Annotated in this window: 19 protein-coding genes; 9 read left to right on the top strand and 10 right to left on the bottom strand. The window is 44.3% G+C overall.

Features of this window, described 5'->3' with window-relative positions; all coding sequences use genetic code 11:
* Positions 1–40: 40 nt before the first annotated feature.
* The gene (locus LZG73_RS20020; protein WP_233853954.1) at positions 41–1,015 is read right to left on the bottom strand and encodes a 1-acyl-sn-glycerol-3-phosphate acyltransferase; all 975 of its coding nucleotides are present in this window, start codon (positions 1,013–1,015) and stop codon (positions 41–43) included.
* Positions 1,016–1,167: 152 nt separating this feature from the next.
* Here LZG73_RS20020 and LZG73_RS20015 point away from each other — a divergent pair, with 152 nt between their 5' ends.
* The 4 genes from LZG73_RS20015 to LZG73_RS20000 all read left to right on the top strand — a co-directional run bounded on the left by LZG73_RS20015 (position 1,168) and on the right by LZG73_RS20000 (position 5,456).
* A complete protein-coding gene (locus LZG73_RS20015) occupies positions 1,168–2,208 on the top strand; it encodes a hypothetical protein (RefSeq protein WP_233853953.1) in 1,041 nt (346 codons plus the stop codon).
* A 47-nt stretch (positions 2,209–2,255) separates the two neighbouring features.
* Positions 2,256–3,104 (top strand): TIGR01459 family HAD-type hydrolase, encoded by an 849-nt coding sequence (locus LZG73_RS20010; protein WP_233853952.1) that lies wholly within the window; start codon positions 2,256–2,258, stop codon positions 3,102–3,104.
* A gap of 92 nt (positions 3,105–3,196) precedes the next feature.
* Positions 3,197–4,738 carry a YifB family Mg chelatase-like AAA ATPase gene (locus LZG73_RS20005; protein ID WP_233853951.1) on the top strand — a complete coding sequence of 514 codons (1,542 nt, stop codon included), beginning with the start codon at positions 3,197–3,199 and terminating at the stop codon, positions 4,736–4,738.
* A gap of 43 nt (positions 4,739–4,781) precedes the next feature.
* Positions 4,782–5,456, top strand: coding sequence for a Uma2 family endonuclease (locus tag LZG73_RS20000; RefSeq protein WP_233853945.1), 675 nt, complete (start codon positions 4,782–4,784; stop codon positions 5,454–5,456).
* Positions 5,457–5,463: 7 nt separating this feature from the next.
* Here LZG73_RS20000 and LZG73_RS19995 read toward each other — a convergent pair whose 3' ends face one another.
* The 3 genes from LZG73_RS19995 to LZG73_RS19985 all read right to left on the bottom strand — a co-directional run bounded on the left by LZG73_RS19995 (position 5,464) and on the right by LZG73_RS19985 (position 8,377).
* Positions 5,464–6,252 (bottom strand): hypothetical protein, encoded by a 789-nt coding sequence (locus tag LZG73_RS19995; RefSeq protein ID WP_233853944.1) that lies wholly within the window; start codon positions 6,250–6,252, stop codon positions 5,464–5,466.
* 169 nt (positions 6,253–6,421) lie between these two features.
* The gene (locus LZG73_RS19990; protein WP_233853943.1) at positions 6,422–7,243 is read right to left on the bottom strand and encodes an enoyl-ACP reductase; all 822 of its coding nucleotides are present in this window, start codon (positions 7,241–7,243) and stop codon (positions 6,422–6,424) included.
* A gap of 120 nt (positions 7,244–7,363) precedes the next feature.
* Complete coding sequence (locus LZG73_RS19985; protein WP_233853942.1) at positions 7,364–8,377, bottom strand: carboxylesterase; 1,014 nt, start codon at positions 8,375–8,377, stop codon at positions 7,364–7,366.
* 62 nt (positions 8,378–8,439) lie between these two features.
* Here LZG73_RS19985 and LZG73_RS19980 point away from each other — a divergent pair, with 62 nt between their 5' ends.
* The 3 genes from LZG73_RS19980 to LZG73_RS19970 all read left to right on the top strand — a co-directional run bounded on the left by LZG73_RS19980 (position 8,440) and on the right by LZG73_RS19970 (position 11,810).
* Entirely contained in the window at positions 8,440–9,126 is a 687-nt protein-coding gene (locus LZG73_RS19980; RefSeq protein ID WP_233853941.1) for a response regulator transcription factor, read from the top strand.
* 135 nt (positions 9,127–9,261) lie between these two features.
* The gene (hemB, locus tag LZG73_RS19975; protein WP_233853940.1) at positions 9,262–10,245 is read left to right on the top strand and encodes a porphobilinogen synthase; all 984 of its coding nucleotides are present in this window, start codon (positions 9,262–9,264) and stop codon (positions 10,243–10,245) included.
* Positions 10,246–10,283: 38 nt separating this feature from the next.
* On the top strand, positions 10,284–11,810 hold the full coding sequence (locus LZG73_RS19970; RefSeq protein WP_233853931.1) for a M28 family peptidase: 1,527 nt from the start codon (positions 10,284–10,286) through the stop codon (positions 11,808–11,810).
* Between the two features lie 41 nt (positions 11,811–11,851).
* Here the strand turns inward: LZG73_RS19970 and LZG73_RS19965 are convergent, their stop codons facing one another.
* The 5 genes from LZG73_RS19965 to LZG73_RS19945 form a co-directional block, all read right to left on the bottom strand.
* Complete coding sequence (locus LZG73_RS19965; RefSeq protein ID WP_233853924.1) at positions 11,852–12,592, bottom strand: hypothetical protein; 741 nt, start codon at positions 12,590–12,592, stop codon at positions 11,852–11,854.
* Positions 12,593–12,602: 10 nt separating this feature from the next.
* The gene (locus tag LZG73_RS19960; RefSeq protein WP_233853922.1) at positions 12,603–14,783 is read right to left on the bottom strand and encodes a DPP IV N-terminal domain-containing protein; all 2,181 of its coding nucleotides are present in this window, start codon (positions 14,781–14,783) and stop codon (positions 12,603–12,605) included.
* 46 nt (positions 14,784–14,829) lie between these two features.
* Entirely contained in the window at positions 14,830–15,018 is a 189-nt protein-coding gene (locus LZG73_RS19955) for an Arc family DNA-binding protein (protein ID WP_233853920.1), read from the bottom strand.
* Between the two features lies 1 nt (position 15,019).
* A complete protein-coding gene (locus tag LZG73_RS19950) occupies positions 15,020–15,883 on the bottom strand; it encodes an SPFH domain-containing protein (RefSeq protein ID WP_233853918.1) in 864 nt (287 codons plus the stop codon).
* 131 nt (positions 15,884–16,014) lie between these two features.
* Positions 16,015–17,460: an energy transducer TonB gene (locus LZG73_RS19945; protein ID WP_233853916.1), complete on the bottom strand. Its 1,446-nt coding sequence runs from the start codon at positions 17,458–17,460 to the stop codon at positions 16,015–16,017.
* 175 nt (positions 17,461–17,635) lie between these two features.
* Here LZG73_RS19945 and LZG73_RS19940 point away from each other — a divergent pair, with 175 nt between their 5' ends.
* Together LZG73_RS19940 and LZG73_RS19935 are read left to right on the top strand one after the other, a co-directional pair.
* A complete protein-coding gene (locus LZG73_RS19940; protein ID WP_233853914.1) occupies positions 17,636–18,508 on the top strand; it encodes a UDP-2,3-diacylglucosamine diphosphatase in 873 nt (290 codons plus the stop codon).
* Positions 18,505–19,626 (top strand): glycosyltransferase family protein, encoded by a 1,122-nt coding sequence (locus LZG73_RS19935; RefSeq protein WP_233853912.1) that lies wholly within the window; start codon positions 18,505–18,507, stop codon positions 19,624–19,626. The genes LZG73_RS19940 and LZG73_RS19935 overlap by 4 nt, the downstream gene beginning before the upstream one ends.
* A gap of 26 nt (positions 19,627–19,652) precedes the next feature.
* Here LZG73_RS19935 and LZG73_RS19930 read toward each other — a convergent pair whose 3' ends face one another.
* Positions 19,653–20,237: a hypothetical protein gene (locus LZG73_RS19930; RefSeq protein ID WP_233853910.1), complete on the bottom strand. Its 585-nt coding sequence runs from the start codon at positions 20,235–20,237 to the stop codon at positions 19,653–19,655.
* Positions 20,238–20,250 lie beyond the last annotated feature (13 nt).

Here is a 20,250-nt window from a genome sequence, read left to right as displayed (position 1 = left end):
CGAGAGAACAGACTTTCCAGGTTTTGTAAACCTGGAAAGTCTAATACCGGGCTCCCAACCAGGCTAAAATCGGCAATGTAAAAAACAATGCTAATCCAGCCGCCCAACCTGCGATCAACCCTAGGATAAGCGAAAGCAAAACGACAACCGTTGGATATAAATACATTAACATTCCAAAGAGAACAGAATCATAAAAGACTGTTCTGGCTGTAAGTTTGGCAGCTTTTTGTTTAAAAAGATTGTAGAGCGGCTTGTGAATGGCTCGTCCCAATGCGCCTAACGCTTTTTGAAATGCATTTCCTCTTGTGGGAACGGGGCAATCTGCAAACAATGCATTCAACCGCAAAGCTTTCTCTTCTTTTGTAAGTTCAGCCGGAATCGACCAAACTTCCTTATTCATTTTCCGCTCCAAAATTTCGTTGAATTCGCGCAGCCATCTTTCATATTCGTCCGGGCTGGTTTTGATATCGTGAATCAAAATTGGATCCCCAAAGTTCAAAGCAACACGTTTTCCAGGCCCACGAAAGTGTTCGTAGTTTACTCCGGTGGGCACAACGCCCATATTTTTGAGTGGATCATCGCCATACCAGGTTTGATAAGCCATTCGAGCCGTTCCCTTTCCCAGCGGCCGCAGGCGCCATTCATTGACGCAAACTCCTTCTGAAAACACGATGACAGCTCCTCCGCTTTTCATGGCATTATGCCCTTCTTGAACAGTAACATCCAGATTTTTAACATATTGCCGACCTTCCGACCCTCTGTAAACCGGGATAAGCTTTATTTGTCTGAGCCAGAATGCGGCGGTTTTTTTTTTGAAAACATCACCTCGGGTAAGTGTATAAATCGGCTGTTTGATCCTAAAACCGATGACAACTGCGTCGAAAAACGAACCTGAGTGATTGGAAGCCAAAAGCACCGGACCTTTATGCAATTTGTCAAAACCTGTAACACAAAGCTTTTTAAGATAAATCGGCAATGCGAGGCGGACCAGAAAACGAGAGAAGTAGAAGAACAAAATGTATGAAGTAAAATTTGACTCGCAAAATTATTCAAAGTTTCGATATATGCCTCGCGTCGGCTCCCGCGAAGTTGCTAACTTTGACACTGAATTGCGGTGGTAACAAGCATAGCGTCAACATTCTGTAGTGCCCAAATGATAATAAATCAATGCGTTTAAAAGATTATCCTGAAATTATCCGAAAGGCCTGGGCGGGGTTTGATAATTCCATTGGAGTTAAGTTTGTTGAAGATATAAGTGCCAAAGTATCAACCAATCACGTTTTTCGCGTAACGCTCGACAACGATGATATTGTCATTGCCAAGTTGTCCTATTTTGGAAAATATGAGCATTTCAAAGAAGACCACCGGATTATACAAGCCCTCGCCAATAATTTACTTTATCCCTTTGAAAACGTCCTTGCCAGATCACTCGTAAAAAATAATCAGGTTTACACTTATCGTTATCAAGAGGATTTTGTTGACACCTGGGTTGTGTTTTACAACCCGATAAGGGCAATGAACCGGCTTCCGAAGCGGCTTAACGAGGACCAAATAAAAGCGCTGGGCCGTGAAACTGCAAAGTTTCACCTGGCGTGTCTGCGCGCGGGAAAATCAATTCCAAAATCTTCCAAAAATTTACGAACTGACATCCAGCATTTACTCGAAATTCTGGATTCCGACACGGGCCAGTATGAGCATCGCGGTTTTATTCAGTTATTAAAAAGGCAATGCGATATTTTCATGAAAAATATCCAGCGCCTGAATGTCAGTGCATTTGATAAAATGCCCGTTTTTGTTGATTGGAACATTGGAAATTTCTCCGTGACGGAGGATTTAAAACTCTATTCGAGATGGGATTACGACTGGTTCCGCGTGTCATCGCGCATCATGGATTTCTATTTTTTCGCCCGCGTTTGTTCCAACGTCGGTGACCGCACGGTTTTTAGTTATCTGATGGGCCCGTTAATGGAAGATCGCTTCATGATTTTTTTGAAGGAATATCATCAGGTTTATCCGCTGACGCGAAATGAGGTCCTGTTTATGAAGGAAGCTTACCGGTTTTTTATTTTGAATTATGTTATTAAATATGGCAAATTCTTTTTCCACAGATCTTATTGCGCCAAACTACAAAAGGAAGCCTATGAACTTTATTTCCCGTCAATCGATGGTTTTGATGAAGACAAAATTCTGAAAGTGCTGCAAATCTAGCCTTTCTGCTTCGTATCAACTTTCCTTTTTCTTAGACACCAACTTCCATGATCCTCGATAATTTCAAGTCAGTAATATCCAAATATGAAGTAATTTTCTTTGATGCATTTGGCGTTTTGAAAACATATAATGGCCTCATTCCAGGCATTGAGAACACATTTGCCTATTTGCGTGAGACCGGCAAAGATTTTTATGTAGTAACAAATGACGCCTCGCGCAGCCCCGAACAACTAGCAGAGTCGTATGTAAAACTTGGGATTGATGACGTTACACCCGATCGCATTATTTCTTCCGGCATGCTAGCCAGGGAATATCTTGAATTAAAGGTTAGAAAAGGCATTGTGGCTTATTTGGGAACGGATAATTCTGCACATTATATTGGCTCAACGGACCTTCTAACATTATCCATTAGAGAATTAGATCTGAATGCTGTAAATGATGTAAATGCACTGGTTTTCCTGGATGACGAAGGTTTCGACTGGAACACAGATTTGACAAAAACATTGAATTTGCTGCGAAAACGCAACATTCCAGTGATTGTGGCAAACACGGACAAGACTTATCCTGCATCAAAAAGCCGCTTATCTATCGCTGTCGGTGCATTAGCAAAAATGATTGAAGACACTATTGGCAGACAATTCATCCGCTTCGGAAAGCCCGATCCACAAATGTTTATCTTTGCTTACCAGCACATTAAAAATTATCCGAACGTCAACAAGCAGAACATTCTAATGGTTGGCGACACATTACATACGGACATTTTGGGTGGAAATAAATTTGGCTTGGACACAGCATTGGTCCTCACCGGAAACACGCAGGCGGAAGATGCGGAAGTTCGTATAAGGGCCACCGGAATCATTCCAACTTACATTTGTGTTTCGGCTGTGGTTGAGTAAGAGGCAATTAGCAATAATCGGGAAGCATTATTAGATTAATGCTTTCTTTTTCCGATTTCCTGCTATTTTTGCCGAAACTTAATTACACACACATGCTTGCCAAAACTTACGGAAGTGCCGTTTACGGCGTGGATGCTACGGTAACCACGATTGAAGTTAATGTAGCCCAGGGAATGGGCTTTTTTATGGTCGGGCTGGCCGACAGTTCTGTAAAAGAAAGCCAGCAGCGCGTTGAAGCCTCATTAAAATTTTTCGGCTACAAAATGCCGCGGCAAAAACTGGTCGTCAACCTCGCCCCTGCCGACATTCGCAAAGAAGGCTCTGCTTACGACCTGCCCATTGCACTTTGCATTCTGCAATCATCCGAACAGCTTAATTGCCAGCACAATCTGGAAGATTATATTATCCTCGGCGAGCTCTCGCTGGATGGAATTTTGCGACCGATCAAAGGCGTTTTGCCAATCGCTATTGAAGCCAGAAAGCAAGGATTCAAAGGTTTTGTCCTCCCCGCCGAAAATGCACATGAAGCTGCTATTGTCAACAACATTGACGTCATTCCCGTTGAAACGCTTGCGGACGCCATTGCTTTCTTTGAAGGCCTGTCGGATGTCAAGCCAGTTGTCGTAGACACGCGCGATTTGTTTTTCACTACGCAAAACGAATACGATGCTGACTTCGAGCATGTTCAGGGACAGGAAAACATCAAACGGGCATTAGAAATTACAGCCGCAGGCGGTCACAATGCAATCATGATCGGGCCGCCAGGAGCTGGAAAAACAATGTTAGCAAAGCGGATTCCAAGCATTTTGCCGCCATTAAGCTTGCCTGAGGCACTGGAAACTACAAAAATCCATTCTGTTGCTGGTAAGCTTGGCAAAAGGGCAACACTTGTTTCCAGACGCCCATTTCGCGCGCCACACCATTCGATTAGCGATGTGGCATTGGTTGGCGGCGGAAGTTTCCCGCAGCCGGGAGAAATATCGCTTTCGCATAACGGTGTTTTGTTTCTGGATGAATTGCCTGAGTTTAAACGTTCTGTTCTGGAAGTGATGCGGCAGCCTTTGGAAGAGCGGAAAGTGACCATTTCCCGGGCAAAAATGACTGTTGAGTTTCCAGCCAATTTCATGCTCATCGCCAGCATGAACCCTTGTCCGTGCGGTTATTACAATCATCCTGAAAAGCAATGTGTTTGCGGAACGGGTGTTGTTCAAAAATATTTAAATAAAATCAGCGGTCCGCTCCTGGACCGCATTGACCTGCACGTAGAAGTTACGCCTGTTTCCTTCGACCAAATCGCCTCTACAAGAAAATCAGAAAGCAGCGAACAGATCCGCGCCCGTGTGATCAAAGCACGCGAAATGCAGACTGAGCGGTTCAAAGATAAAAAGGACATTTATTCAAACGCCATGATGTCCACGGAAATGGTGAAAGAAATCTGCATCATCAGTGACCCTGGAAAAACGCTCCTACGGACCGCCATGGAACGCCTAGGCCTCTCCGCCCGGGCCTACGACCGCATTTTAAAAGTCTCCCGCACCATCGCCGACCTGGCTGGAAGTGCTGACATTCAGGTTCAGCATTTAGCTGAGGCTATTCAATATAGGAGCCTGGATAGGGAGAATTGGGCTGGGTGATCTCTTCACATTTCAATTTTTTTACACGTAAATTATATTAAATTTGGAAACACTATTCTTAGAAACAGTGATGGGAAAACGAATGGTTTCAGACATTCTCGAACAGCCTGATGCCTACTTTATCATGCAGGAAGTAAACGAAATACTGAATAGTGAGAGAAAAAAAAGGATTAACTTTTATAACGACATTACTGAACAAGAGAAAGTTGAGTTCATTAATGGAGAGATAATTGTGCATTCGCCTGTAAAAATGCAGCATAATGAAGCGTCGCTCTTTCTCGCCCAACTTTTCAATGTTTATGCACGCAAATATAAGCTCGGATTTGTGGGAATTGAGAAAATCATGATTACGTTAACGCGTAATGACTATGAGCCGGATGTCTGCTTCTTTAAATCAGAGAAGTCAAAACAATTCAAGAAAGATCAAACCCTTTTTCCTGCGCCTGATCTTGTTGTAGAAGTGGTTTCCCCCTCGACCGAACACCGAGACAGAGGACTAAAATTTAAAGATTATGCAGCGCATCAAATTGAGGAATATTGGATAATTGATTCAGAAAACAAGACAGTTGAACAATATCATCTTGTTGGTAAAGAATATTTTCTTGTCCAAAAATCATCTAACGGTGTTATTGAAAGCTTTGTTATTGAAGGCTTTAAAATTCCTGTTGTCGCGATATTTGACGAATCTGAAAATATTAAAGCCACTCAAAGTCTCTAAGACCATCTCAAAGTTCCTCTACACTTACCCCGCCCAACTCCTGAAATAGCGTTGACCAGTAATGCGTTACATGCGGGTTGTTTTCTTTACTTGAAGCGGTTGGTTCGAAAGGAGAAACGATAGTAACTTGCGGGGAGCCAATGGCGTATTTTTCTAATTGCTTGGTGTCTTCTTTTGCGTCTGTTTCCGCTTCTGAATCTGATTTAGGCGGCTTAATGTGGAAATCGCGGCGGTCGGCGCCTTTTACGCTTTCTACCATATCACTGAAATAATACACTTTTACTTCCGACCCGCTTTCGCCTGCTTTGGCGATCACGGGTAGACTCGCCCATATGTCTGTGGATTGATTCGAAGCGCCTGTGTTTTGCTGGTTTAGTTTAGCCAACAATTGTCTTAAATAAATGCTCTTCTCTTTTTGTAACGAAAGCTGAAATGCGGTTTCGATTCCTTCGCGATCTGTGGCATTGACACCTTCTGTGTTGTCTTTTTCACTTCTCACAGTAAGCGATAATGCGCGGGCTTTGGAAGTATTTTCATGAATAAAATAGACTTCCAACTTATCGCCTTTGTTCTTCATATTGCTTTCGATGATGTCGGTTAATGTCTGGCGATATTTGTCATTGACATATTGTTTGTCGACATGCACGCTTTGCGTTTTATCCAAAAAAACCAATGTATAAGTAGGCGCATCAGGCGTCGCGGGCTTTTCTTCATCTTTGTCGCCTCCACAAGAAGCAAGTGAGAGCATCATAACCGAAAGCATAACCAGCTTCCATCGAACATTAAAATTCTTCATAAAAGGCACATTTACCTTGAAATCCATAGGGTCAAATGATTTATCGAAACTAACTGGTTCACAAATATTACACAACGCGAAACGGACGATCGGTTGCATTATTTTACACAAAAAAAGAAACCCTTCAAAACGTGTGCCTTGAAGGGTTTCTACAATTTGTGTTCAAATGTTATTTGTGCTGATTCTGGATCATTTCAACCAATTCCTCCGAAATCCCGGTCATTGAATAGCCGCCATCGTGATACAGGTTTTGCATGGTGACGAACTTAGTTAGATCTGAAAATAACGTGATGGCGTAATTCGCGCAATCGTCCGCTGTTGCGTTTCCTAGCGGGCTCATTTTTTCTGCGAAGTCGTAAAACGCGTCAAAGCCTTCAATTCCTGAACCTGCTTTCGTTTTGGTAGGCGACTGGGAAATGGTGTTTACACGCACATTTTTCGCTTTTCCGTAACGGTAACCATAGCTGCGCGCAATGCTTTCCAACATTGCCTTCGCTTCCGCCATATCACTGTAAAAAGAATAAGTCCGCTGCGCTGCAATGTAGGATAATGCTACAACTGATCCCCAATCATTGATCGCGTCCAGCTTTTCACCGACTTGTAGAAATTTATGAAGCGAAATCGCTGAAATATCAATGCCTTTTTGCATCCATTCATAGTTCAGGTCACCATAAGATTTTCCTTTTCGAACATTGACAGACATGCCGATCGAATGCAGGACGAAATCAACTTTTCCGCCCAGGATTTCCATGGATTGCGTATAAAGATTTTCGATATCCTCAACAGAAGTGGCATCGGCGGGAATAACCTGAGCGTCGCATTGCTTGGCCAAATCGTTAATCGCGCCCATCCGCATCGCAATCGGGGCGTTGGTTAATGTAAATGTGGCTCCTTCCTCTTTCGCTTTCAGCGCTACTTTCCAGGCAATTGAATTTTCGTCCAACGCACCTGAGATAATCCCTCTTTTTCCTTTTAATAAACCGTAAGCCATGTTTTCCTTGTATAATTGATTAATTAGGATAGTCCTTTTGAGGCGGCAAAGTAAAGCATTTTTGATTTGCTAAACCAGACGCTCTGCCCCATGCGCTTTTTGAAAGCTTTGAAATCAAGGCTATAAGACGCTATTTTCTACTGGTTTAAGATGCAGCTTTTGTTGGAAAAACTGGTCTGTGGCATCATACACACCTTTCAAATCTTTGGATCGCAGTCTGGACGCAATCACGTGGTCGCCACTTTCCGGAAATGCTTTCAAAACTTTCTGATCATCAGGCGTACCGATTTTTGGAAACATATTTTCAATGGCTTTTACAGAAACAACCTGGTCCTGCTCGGTTTCATTTTTGTAATAATAACCTACAAAAATCGGCATCTTAATTTTCTCGAAAACCTCCGGCCGCGAAATGGCGTCCATCATTTGCTGCAATGTAATCAGGCCATTAGTATGATAACCCTGCAACCAAAATTGCGCACGCTCTGGAATAGTGTCTCTCGACTTACTGTATTCACCGATCGCCTTATGCAAAATCTGCTTGCCCCACGGGCCTGTAATCAGCTTTAATGTTGAATTTTTAACTTCGATGCACGGCGAGTAAAGCACAACCCCTTTGATTTCAGGATGCGTTGCGGCCAGGTAAGTTGTTAGCAGGCCACCAGCTGACGTTCCGATTACAATCACACTGTCTCCCAATGCTTTACCAATTGCTAATGCGCGCTTTGCGCCTTCGAGGAAGTTTTCAGGAGTCAGGTCCTGCAATGCATTCGTATCTGCGATCCCGGCATCATGCATACGCGCCATATAAAGGTTAGCACCGTATTTTTTTGCCAGATCTTTGTGAATCGGATCGCCTTCGGCCCAGCTGGCTCCGAAGCCGTGAATATAGACGACGCTATAAGGTGTTTTTTGCTTTTTGGAAGAATCTGCCCAGATAATGCGGGCTTCATTGTCTGGTTTCAGGTTGGGTGTGGCCTTTTCTGTTTGGTTAATTTCTTTTTCCAATGCAGGCAGATCAGAGCTGACGGCGGGCAAAACGGGCGTAAGTTCTGCTTCCGGGACTTTCGGTCCGGCCAGGTAGACGATGCCCAAAACCGCGATGATTCCAATGATCCAGAGTAGGAATTTTAACATTTTTTATGAGTTAAGAACGTATATCAATATTAACTTGCAAACATATTTAATAATCCTTTCTCATGCCCAATCTTTTACTCGTTGAGGACGATGCCAACCTGGGTTCCTTACTTCAGGAATATTTGATAGATAAAGGCTTTCCCACCGATTTAGCTACTGATGGGCAAAAGGGCTGGCAATCATTTGTCGATAAAACCTACGATCTCTGCATTTTCGACGTGATGATGCCCAAAAAGGACGGTTTTTCGTTGGCCAAGGAAGTTCGGATGACGGGCCGCGATGTGCCGATTATTTTTTTGACGGCTAAATCAATGAAAGAAGACACCATGCAGGGTTTTCGCGTGGGTGCGGATGATTATGTTACCAAGCCATTTGACAGGGAAGAATTGCTCCTTCGCATTGAAGCCATTCTCCGTCGTTACAAAAAACAGCCTGATGGTCAGGACGAAGCGAAAATATATCAGGTTGGTCAATATTCCTTTGATTACAGCCATCAGCAGTTGTCTGCCAATGATAAATCGGTGCGGCTTACCAGTAAGGAGTCGGAATTGCTTAAATTGTTCTGCCAAAATCTCAACCAGCCGATCAGCCGCAGTTTTGCATTGAAAACCATTTGGGGCGATGATTCGTATTTCAATGCGCGGAGCATGGATGTTTACATTACCAAATTGCGGAAATATCTGCGGGAGGACACTTCTATTCAAATCATGAATTTGCACGGAGAGGGTTTTAAATTAATGGTTGGATAAGCTTTTGATTAACATTAAGCGGAAGAAATTTCAAAAAACGTTTTCGCAGGGAAACTCTAACATTTTCCGGATGGTTCTTTCCTTAGTTAACAGTAAAAAAGCCGACAGCCCAGCGCTGATCGCCGCAAGCCCATCATGATCAATTTAGCCCGTCGTCCGCGACGCAATAGAAAATCCTCTGCCATCAGGGATTTGGTTCAGGAAACCACGCTTCAAGTTTCTGATTTTATTTATCCAATGTTCGTTCAGGAAGGCACAAACCTCAAAATTGAGGTCAAATCCATGCCCGGAATCCATCGTTTTTCGCTGGATAACTTGCTGGAAGAACTCAAAGAAGTCACAGATCTAGGCATTCGCGCCATTGACCTTTTCCCAAATTATGCGGAAAGTAAAAAAGACCGGACTGCTTCGGAAAGTTATAACGAAGACACATTTTATCTCAAAGCCATCACTGCTATCAAGGAAAAATTTCCTGAATTGGTAATTATGACAGATGTGGCAATGGACCCATATAGTTCAGATGGTCACGATGGTTTGGTTGAAAATGGAAAAATTCTGAATGATGCGACGCTGGAAATTCTGGGTAAAATGTCGCTCGCACAAGCCAGCGCAGGCGCAGACATTCTTGGACCAAGCGATATGATGGACGGACGGGTTGGTTATATCCGCAAACATCTTGACGATCGTGGCTTTACGGATGTAAGCATTATGTCGTATTCTGCTAAATATGCCAGCGCATTCTACGGCCCTTTCCGCGATGCATTGGAATCTGCGCCAAAATTTGGGGACAAAAAAACCTACCAAATGAACCCGGCCAACAAACGCGAAGCATTGCTGGAAGCGCAGCTGGATTTCGAAGAAGGCGCTGATATGCTGATGGTTAAGCCCGCGTTATCCTATCTCGACATTATCCGACTTTTAGACGAGAACTTCGACATCCCCATCGCAGCCTACAACGTCTCAGGCGAATACGCCATGATCAAAGCCGCCGCCCAAAACGGCTGGCTAGACAGCGACCGCGCCATGATGGAAGTCCTCATGAGCATCCGCCGAGCTGGCGCAAAATGCATATTAACCTACTTTGCGAAGGAGGCGGCGGTGATTTTGAATGGATATTGATTATCTTGAAAATTGGTACAAAACATAAAATCCCGTCCATGAGAAAATTTATAATTGGCGCACTCTTTCTAGGATGCGTTGCTGTTACGCCGACCTACTCCCAAAAGAAAACCAATTCCCTCCCTGAATTCCAAATCAAAAAAGCTGACACCGAGGCCCATATGCGGTTTTTGGCGGCGGATGAGTTGTTGGGTAGACGGACTGGAGAGCAGGGGAATTTGGTGGCGGCGCGATATATTGCGGAGCAGTTTCGGAAGTTAGGTGTAGTGCCGGTTCCGGGGAATGCTGAGACTAACAATGCAACTTATTTTCAGCGTGTGCCTTTTGAAAAAATGAGTTCTAACGGTGTTGGCGTGATTACTGCTGATGCGGAAATCATGAAAAGCGGTGAGGACTGGATCCTGATGAGCGGAGGTCCGTTGGAAGTTACGACGCCGATTGTTTATGCAAGTTTTGGGCTGGAAGATGCTGCCAAAAATTTGGATGATTACAAAGGACTCGATGTAAAAGGCAAGGTCGTGCTCGTGGAAAGCGGGACGACAGAAACGCAAACGCCGCGCGAAATCATCAATACGTCGAACGAAAAGCGGAAAATCGCCATGGATAAAGGTGCCATTGCTGTGATTGAGCTGTTTAATGCGCCCATTCCATGGAATATTGTTGTCAAAAATTTCGCGACAGAAAAGCTCTCGCTTCTTGAAGGTGATTCAGCTGCGAAGACCATTCCGCATGCTTGGGTTAATGGCAAGGAAGCCAAATACGCGCGTGCATTGCGGGCTGTTAAGGAGGTTGAATTCAAGACGGAGGGCAGGAAGTCGCAGATTGTTAGGAGTTATAACGTGGCAGGTTACATTCCCGGCACCGATCCAAAGCTGAAAGAGGAATATGTTTTGCTAAGTGCTCATTATGATCACATTGGCATTGGAAAACAAGGCGGACAGCCTTATACACCGGAGGATAGCATCTTCAATGGCGCGCGAGATAATGCATTTGGAACGGTTGCATTGCTTACGGCAGCCGAGGCATTGGCTAAAAATCCGCCAAAGCGTTCGGTGGTCATTGTGGCGTTGACAGGCGAGGAAATTGGTTTACTAGGAAGTAAATATTACGCTGCGCATCCACTGCTGCCTTTGAACAAATGCATTTTTAACATTAACTCTGACGGCGCGGGCTATAATGATACAACCATCGTTTCCGTGATGGGTTTGGACAGAACAGGCGCTCGCGCAGAAATCGAAACGGCTTGTAAAGCATTCGGACTGGGCATTTTTGCAGATCCTTCCCCTGAACAAGGCTTATTTGACAGGTCGGACAATGTAAATTTTGCCAAAGAAGGAATTCCGGCGCCAACATTCACGCCTGGTTTCAAGGATTTTAATGCTGATATTATGAAAAACTATCATCAGGTTTCGGATAATCCGGAAACGATTGACTTTAATTATTTGCTGAAATTCAGTCAGGCTTACACATATGCGACGCGACTAATCGCTGACCGGAAAGTGGCTCCGCAATGGAGTGCGGGCGATAAGTACGAAGCGGCTGGGAAGAAATTGTACGGGAAGTAATTACATAAAACAGGCTTGCAGATCATTGCAAGCCTGTTTTATTATTTGCCATTATAAAAATCAAAGATGCCTTTCAAGTCCTCATCCGTTTTAAAATTCACGTTTTTCTCTTTAAGATAAGCTTCCACATCTTTTTGCTTATCATTCATAACGGAGAAAATTCCTTTTTTTCCAGGATTTAACTTCTCCGGCTTGCCATTTGAAATAACATAATATTCACTATCCTGCCTTACAATCGTATTCTTCTGACCGGTGCCAAAGCCGGGATTGTAATTGGGCTTGGTGATCTTGGTTTTGTAATGCTTAATCAATGTAAGTTTGCCTGAACTTAGCACTTCGCAGAAGCCGCTTATGGACGCATCCTTAGTCAAAGCATTGACATTAACGAAAAGTTTGGGGCTTGGCTCTTGCGTTTTAAAGCTTTTCAAATAACCGACTTTAATGACCCTAATGTCGTTCTTAGCTCTATTTGCCAGCACTTCCAGCTCTGCATTCAGCAGATTATAGCGAATCAAAATCCCAGAAAGCGTATCTGTTTCAACGCCGCCAAATTGTGGGATCGCCGCATTGAATTTCACACTTCCTTCATGCCAGGTTGAATCAATGTAAAAGTCGCCGGTGACATTCGAAGACTCAGTCGGTGTAGTCCAAAACACGCCCGACCGGTCTGTATTCAAGCCTTTTCCAGTTGCAACTCCAACCTTTGTTCCTTCACTCAACTGCGCATAGGCAGCACTTGTTAGCAACATAAGCGCTGTTACCAAGCAAAAAAAGTGTTTCATCTGGCTTGATTTATTTTGCTCCCGGAGGGCAGTTCTTTTTGAGATAATCGGTGAACAAACTTCTCAAATGCTTCGAAGTTCCTTCGCCTTCGGAAATGCCATGCGAACGGTTTGGATAAGGCATGAATTGAAACACCTTGTTATTCTTAATCAACTCATTGACAAGCATTTCAGCATTTTGGTAATGCACATTATCATCACCCGTTCCATGAATGTAAAGCAGATTGCCTTGCAAATTTTTGGCATGCGTAATCGGCGATCCCTTTACAAATGCGTCCCTGTTTTCCTGGGGCACGCCCATGTAACGTTCCTGGTAAATGTTGTCATAAGTCAGCTGGTTAGCAACCGCAGCCACCGCAATTCCGGTTTTGAAATGTTGTGGATATTGGAACAAAAGGTTCAATGTCGACGAACCGCCGCCGCTCCATCCATGCACAGCCACGCGGCTTGTATCGATAAACGGATATTGCTGAAACATGGCAGTCGCCGCGCCATCCATATCCTTAATGTTCACTGTTCCAATGCTTTTGTAAATTGCTTTCCGCCACGCGGCACCTTTTGGTGACGGTGTTCCCCGGTTGTCCATTGAAGCATAAATGTAACCGTCGTCTGCCATGCTTCCTGCATATAAGCGATTGCGGCCGGTTCCGTAGACGTCTTTCACCGTGCTCCCCGCAGGTTCGCCATAAACCATGAAAACGATCGGATATTTTTTGGCAGGATCAAAGTTGGTTGGCTTCACCATCCACGCGTCAATTTCAATTCCTTCGGCTGTTTTTACTTTGAAAAATTCAATGTTCATCTTCCCGGCATTGATCTTGTCGGCAGATTGTGCGATGGAATTGGCGGGGTCAATGGACACATGTTTTGGCAAAGAAATCCATTCGCTCAAAGGCTCTGTTTTCGCATTCGAAAACTGATGGCTTGCAAATTTCCCGCCCGGAGAAATCTCATAAGCGTGCGTTCCTGACTGATTAGCAGGCGTTATGCGCTCCGGTTTGCCTTTTCCGTCTAATGAAACTTTGTACAAATAAGTCTGCGTGGCATTGTCTGGCGAAGCTGTAAAATAGTAAGTGTTATTTTTCTCGTCAATGCGCACAGGGTTGATCATATCGAAGGTTCCACCTGTAACCAATGTTTCTTTTTTGCCATCACGGCTCACACGATAAGTATGGCGCCAGCCGTCTTTTTCACTCACCCAAAGAAACTCTTTGCCGTTATTAATCCAGTCCCAACCCATCGGATCGTTTTCCCAGCGGCTTTTAATGTCAATCCAGGCTGCATCTTTTTCCGTGTAAAATGGCTTGGCGCTTCCGTCTGTTGTGTTTAGATAAAAGAGCGTGCTTTCGTTTTGTTTCCGGTTTAATTGCTGAATAACCAGCTCATTAGGCATGCCCGACCACTCCATTCTGGGCACGTAAGTGTTTTGCGGATCGCCCGGAATGTTCATCCATTTGGTTTGCGCACTGGCAATGTCCACAACGCCGATTTTGTAAGGCGAAGGCGTTTCACCCACTTTCGGATATTCAACAGGCACATTGTAGGAATAAATGGAATCTGTTGTGTTGATCATCAAAAAGTTGCGAATCTTGCGCGCATCCAGCTGCCAGTATGCGATCGATTTGCTGTCGCCACTCCAGCGAAAACCGTCGCGGCAATCAAATTCTTCTTCATAGGCCCAATCGAATGTTCCATTGATGACGCGATCTGTGCCGTCGGTTGTAAGCTGCTTTATTTCACCGCTTTGCACATCCTCCACATACACATTATGCTTGCTCACATAAGCGACTTTTTTGCCATCTGGTGAGAATTTCGCGAACATTAATGATGATGCTGGCAAGCCTTTGCCCAATTGTTTCGCAGATTTTCCGGCAATGTCAAAAACCAAGTAATCGCCTCTCGTCTGATAGCGCCAAACACGTTTTGAATTGTTGTAAATCAGCACTTTATCATTGGCCTGGCTCATTGTATAACTTCTGATAGCGAGTGGAGCTCCGTCAGCACCTTTGATCAAATCCCGCGAAACAATGACTTTTTCCTGTCTGGAAGGCAATGCAGTTTCCACAATTCCCTGTTCGCTTAGATCGCGATATCCCGTTCCGTCTGGGAGCCATTGAAATGTGTCGGGGATTTGGGCAAAAATTTGAAAGGAAAATAATAGAAATACTAATGTGCTGACAAAGTGCTTCATCTGTGTTTATTAGAATTAGATAGTAGGACAACTAAGTTACGCAAACTTACTGTATTTGGTCAGATCCATCCGATTTTTGATCCTTTGCCTTGGAACGCTTTTGCTTTTTGAGGGCTTCGTTGAGCAAAAATTCGATCTGACCATTCAAACTACGAAAATCCTGCTGCGCCCAAATTTCCAATTCTTTGAGCATATCAGGATTCACGCGTAAAACAAATGCTTTTTTCTCTGCCATATCATGGATACAAAGTGCCTGCGTTCAGGATCGGTGTGGCGGCTTTCTCACCACAAAGCACAACCAGCAAGTTGCTGACCATTGCGGCTTTACGCTCTTCGTCGAGCTCTACAATGCCCTTTTCCGAAAGCATGGACAAAGCCATATCCACCATGCCGACGGCACCATTCACGATCTGGCGACGCGCCGCAACAACGGCTGATGCTTGCTGACGCTGCAACATTGCTCCGGCAATTTCGGGCGCATAAGCCAGGTGACTGATTCGCGATTCAAGCACGTCAATGCCAGCGCGGCTGAGGCGTTCCGTTAGTTCGGCTTCCAGCATTTCGTTGATTTTGCCACTTCCATCCCTCAATGTCACTTCCTGAATTTGCAGATCTTCATCTTCCATCGTGTCATATGCATACACGCCTGCCAAATGCCTGACCGCGGCTTCGGATTGGATCTCGACATATTTTACATAATCATCCACTTCAAAAGACGCTTTTGCTGTGTCACCAACCCGCCAAACGACCACGGCTGCAATCTCGATCGGATTTCCGAGCTTGTCGTTGACTTTTAATTTCTGTCCATTGAGGTTTCTGGCCCGCAAACTGATTTTCTTTCTCAAAAACAATGGATTGACCCAGCGTAAGCCGTTTTGCTTCATTGTGCCCATGTAATCTCCAAAAAAAGTGGCCACAACGGCTTCATTCGGATTAATGACCGTCAGACCAATTAAAATGACAAATCCTGCCAAAAACAGCAACCCGCCAATCACAGGATCGCCTGCATTCACGCCATAAACGACTCCGCCTGCGAGTAAAATCAAGCCTGCTACAAAGAGTAAATAGCCCGACATCGAACGTAATTCTTTCTCATTCATGGTTCTATTATGATAGTAAAGTGATATCACAATATTATCAAATCAAGATTACATTTTATTACTTTTTGGGATAAAAAAATTCCAAAGCGTTTGACTGGCTTTGGAATTGGACAAATGGCAGGAATGGGTTGCTATTCTATTGCAAAATTGATAGGAAGGTTATATTTAACCCGAACTACTTTTCCGCGCATGACGCCGGGCTCCCACATGCCATTCATTTTTTTGACAACACGCAAAGCTTCTTCATTGAGGCCAAATCCCACGCCGCTGATCACTTTGTAATCGCACATGCTGCCATCTTCGCAAACAACGAATGAGAGAAAAACTCTTCCCTGTACGCCCCGGCGCGAAGCTTCCATCGGATATTGAATGTTTTGACCCAAAAAGCTGTAAAGTTTGTTGATGCCTCCTTTGAATTCGGGCTGAATAACGGGTTTGTCATAAGTGCGCTTTTGACCATCTTCATACGCAATTCCTGCTTTCATCAAGCCGTTTTCGTAGGTCTCTTCGTAATGCAATGTGCTATCCGCCCATTTGCCGAGCCATTTTCCATTTTTCTTGCCTTTAACCACAGCGCCCTCTTCTGTAAGCAATTTCCCCTCCATCCTGCTCACCGATCTCCAATATCCGTCGCCCTCCTTCACGATCTGGCTTCCATCCCTGTTCCAGGCATTCACGAACATCTGCTCCCGAATTTCGTTTGCCTTCATAACAGGAACTTCCACAACAGTCCCCATCTGCCCGTTGTCATGCCAGGAAAGATGCAAGCTCGCGCTGTCGGATATTACTTGCATATTGCGCAACATGCCATTCAAATCATATTTTTTGATCAGCGATGCTTTATTGTCGGGCCCATATTCCGTGTATTCCAGCAACTTTCCGTTCATTTGAAACACGGCTTCCGAAGAGTGGCTTGCAGCATTATCGTCCCTGGCAACCACTTGATGCACTTTAAGAGAATCGGATTTATCGTGCAATAAATCAAGGTGATACCAAATTTCTTTTTTCTGGAAAGGCACTCGCGCCACTTCCTTCCATTTTCCGCCTCTTAACTGCTCATAAATTACATCGGCTTTAATGTAACCCCGCTCATCAAGCGGCATAATGCTTCTGAATTCAGACTTTTTCGGGTCGTTTACAGCACGATACATTTCATCAAAATAGTTAATAAGCGCATGTTTTTCAATGTCAAAGTTGGGAGTTGCTGGCGCTTTAAACGCGATTGGATAAACGATGAATTGTCTCACCATTTCTCCTTTCAGCACAGCAGGCTTCCAGGCTTTGTAAAGACTCATAATGCGAATGGCCTCTTTGTTGGTCAGCGAATCCAGCCCTCGTGAAATTTCCAATTGTGACATGCCACCGTCCGGTTCCACAACGCCTTTGACATAAACGCGCCCATTGATTCCCTTGACGGCGCTTTCGAACGGAATTTGCACATTGGAAGCAATGAACTGACTGATATGCGCCAGTCCGCCTGCTGGCTCAGCCTGCGTTTCGACCTCGTGAGACAAATAAACTTTTTGCCCAAAAACAGACTGACAGCAAAGAATGAGAATGAGGAAAAGTTGCTTCATGAGTTATGAATTGTTCAAACAAATATAAAAAAAGTATTCTTTTTACCATACAAAGTCACCGCTAATAACATATAAGTAGTTCTACAAACTTTTTCAACCCGGTTTTACTGTTTTCTTAATCATCTGATAACCTGCCAGTAACATGCAGTTAATGTTAAATGAGAATATTTGTAACATGGGAGAAACAACTCACTTTCGAACAATCATCATTTCTGACTTACACCTCGGCGCGGGTGGTTCGAAGGCAGAAGAAGTTACCAGTTTCCTGAAAAGCTATTCCTGCAAAAAGCTGATCTTAAATGGCGACATCATTGACGCCTGGCAGCTAAAAAAATATGGTGTCTGGAAACGCAAGCACACGATGTTTTTCAAACGTGTGTTGAAGATGATCGAGGAAAATAAAACGAAAGTCATCTACATCCGCGGAAATCACGACGATTTTCTGGACCAGATCATTCCACTGCGGCTCGGAAAGCATTTTCAGATCCGGAAAGATTACATTCTCAACTCCGGCGCAAAGCGCTATTATATCACCCACGGCGACGTTTTCGACTCCATCACGACGCACCTTAAATGGCTTGCCTATCTGGGTGACATGGGTTACACATTCCTGCTTTGGGTCAACAAGCTTTACAATCGTTACCGGGCTTGGAGAGGTTTGTCTTACTATTCGCTGTCGCAGCGTGTAAAACAGTCTGTGAAAATGGCTGTCAATTACATGACGGACTTTGAAGAAAAGCTAACGGAACTGGCCAAATCCCGCAATTGCGACGGCGTTATTTGCGGTCACATTCACCATCCTGCCATTCGGGAAATCGACGGAATTATGTACATGAATTCCGGCGACTGGGTGGAAACATTGAGCGCGTTGGTCGAAGATTTCGATGGCAATTGGAGTCTGCTCTACTATGATCAGCATGCTGTTCAGGTTAAGTCAAGCAACAAAAAAAGCGAGAGTCAGGCCATTATTGAAAACTTCCCCGCAAGCATTGAAAAGCAAGTGGCGTTTACAGCACTGATTCCGGGCAAAAACCAACGATATCTATGAAAATCGTTTTTCTGGTGCAGGGAGAAGGGCGCGGACATTTGACACAGGCCATTTCGCTTGGTCAGATCTTGCGCAATGCTGGCCATGAAATTACGGCGGCGATGGTTGGCGCATCGGAAGGGCGGATTATTCCTTCATTTTTCGAAGAGCAGATCGCATCACCGGTTTACCATTTCTCTGCTCCCAACATTGTCTACAATCCACAAGCTGAGGGCATTAACCTTAGCGCGACAGTTTACAATCTGTTTCGCAATGCTTCAAAATATTTGTCGGGATTAAGCTTGATCAATCAAACCATTGAGCGCTTGCAGCCGGACCTGATCATTAGTTTTTATGAAACTTATAGCGGTTTGTACAATGTGCTTTACCGCTCCAAGGTTCCGATGGTTTGCATTGCGCATCAATATCTTTTGCTGCATCCAAAGTTTATTTTCCCAAAAAATAGCAAGGTTAACCAGCTGATTATCAATTTCAATTCAAAACTAACTTCCTGGCTTTCGGCAAAGCGGCTTGCCCTTTCGTTCCGCGAAATGGAATCGAGAAATGACCTTAAAATAACGGTTGTCCCGCCTTTGTTGCGACGGGAGGTTTTAAACACAAAGCCAACTAGAGAAAATTTTCTGTTGGTTTACATGACGCACCACAGTCTGAGTCAGCAGATTATCAATTGGCATTTAAAACACCCGGAAATCAAGCTTCATTGTTTTTGGGATAACCATGATGCTTCGGATGAGTTTGTTTTTGACGAAACATTGACATTCCATCGCATTAACAGCGAGAAATATTTGCGCATGCTGGCGAGCTGTAAAGCGCTGGTGACAACTGCTGGTTTTGAATCGGTTTGTGAAGCAATGTATTTGGGCAAACCTGTGATGATGGTTCCCGTTCCCAACCATTTTGAGCAAGAATGCAATGCAACCGATGGCGTTATTTCTGGCGCTGGTGTCACTTCCAAAACTTTCGATCTTTCAGTTATCCTGGAATATTTACCAAACCATCTGGACCAATCACAGAAGTTTCGTGCCTGGTATAACCGGGGAGAAGCAATGTTTCTGAAAGAAATAGAGGTTTTTGGCAGCAAAAACAATGTCAGACCTGAGGTGAAATCCCAAGCTTGACATTTGTTATATGTTCTTCTTAATGCTCAAAAAATAACTCCTAATCTGAGCGCAAGCCGGTTGTAAACACGGTCTTCAAATCGTTCCACCTGATCCCAAAGCGGAACCTTTGTGATGTGCGCTTCCTGTCTTTTATAACTCATTGTTAATGTCACTGCCGCTTCCCCCGGCTTGCCGATTTTCAGTCCCACGCCAGGATTGAGCATTAGGCCGCCTTTTGTTTCGAAACCCTCGGAATCGTCGTGCAGCCAGGTAAAGCCGTAACCAGCGTCGGCGGTGGCGAAGACTTTAACATTTCCTTTTTTGGCAAAATCATATCTTACTCCGCCAGCAATAGGATTCAACAGCGCTGTTTTATACCAATCCATCCCAATCGTAACACCCGCAACAAGCCTGCTGTTGAGTGTTATGCCATTGAATGTTTGCAGCGTTAGATTCAACCGGTTGTCTACGATTTTTTTGTTGGCGTTGTTCGGGTTTGTAAATTTTACCCTTCCAAATAAACCGCCAAATTCCGTATGGTTGACATATTTTAAAGGAACTTGTTGCTGCGCATGCAATGTGCCAAACGCGAGGAGACAAACAATCCATGCAAAAGATGTTGCTTTCATCAGATGGTTCTTT

The sequence above is a fragment of the Dyadobacter sp. CY326 genome (assembly GCF_021390515.1).
In the GTDB taxonomy this organism is placed as follows: domain Bacteria; phylum Bacteroidota; class Bacteroidia; order Cytophagales; family Spirosomataceae; genus Dyadobacter.
Note: the sequence above shows the minus strand (reverse complement) of the source record. Positions and strands in the feature narration are given on the sequence as shown.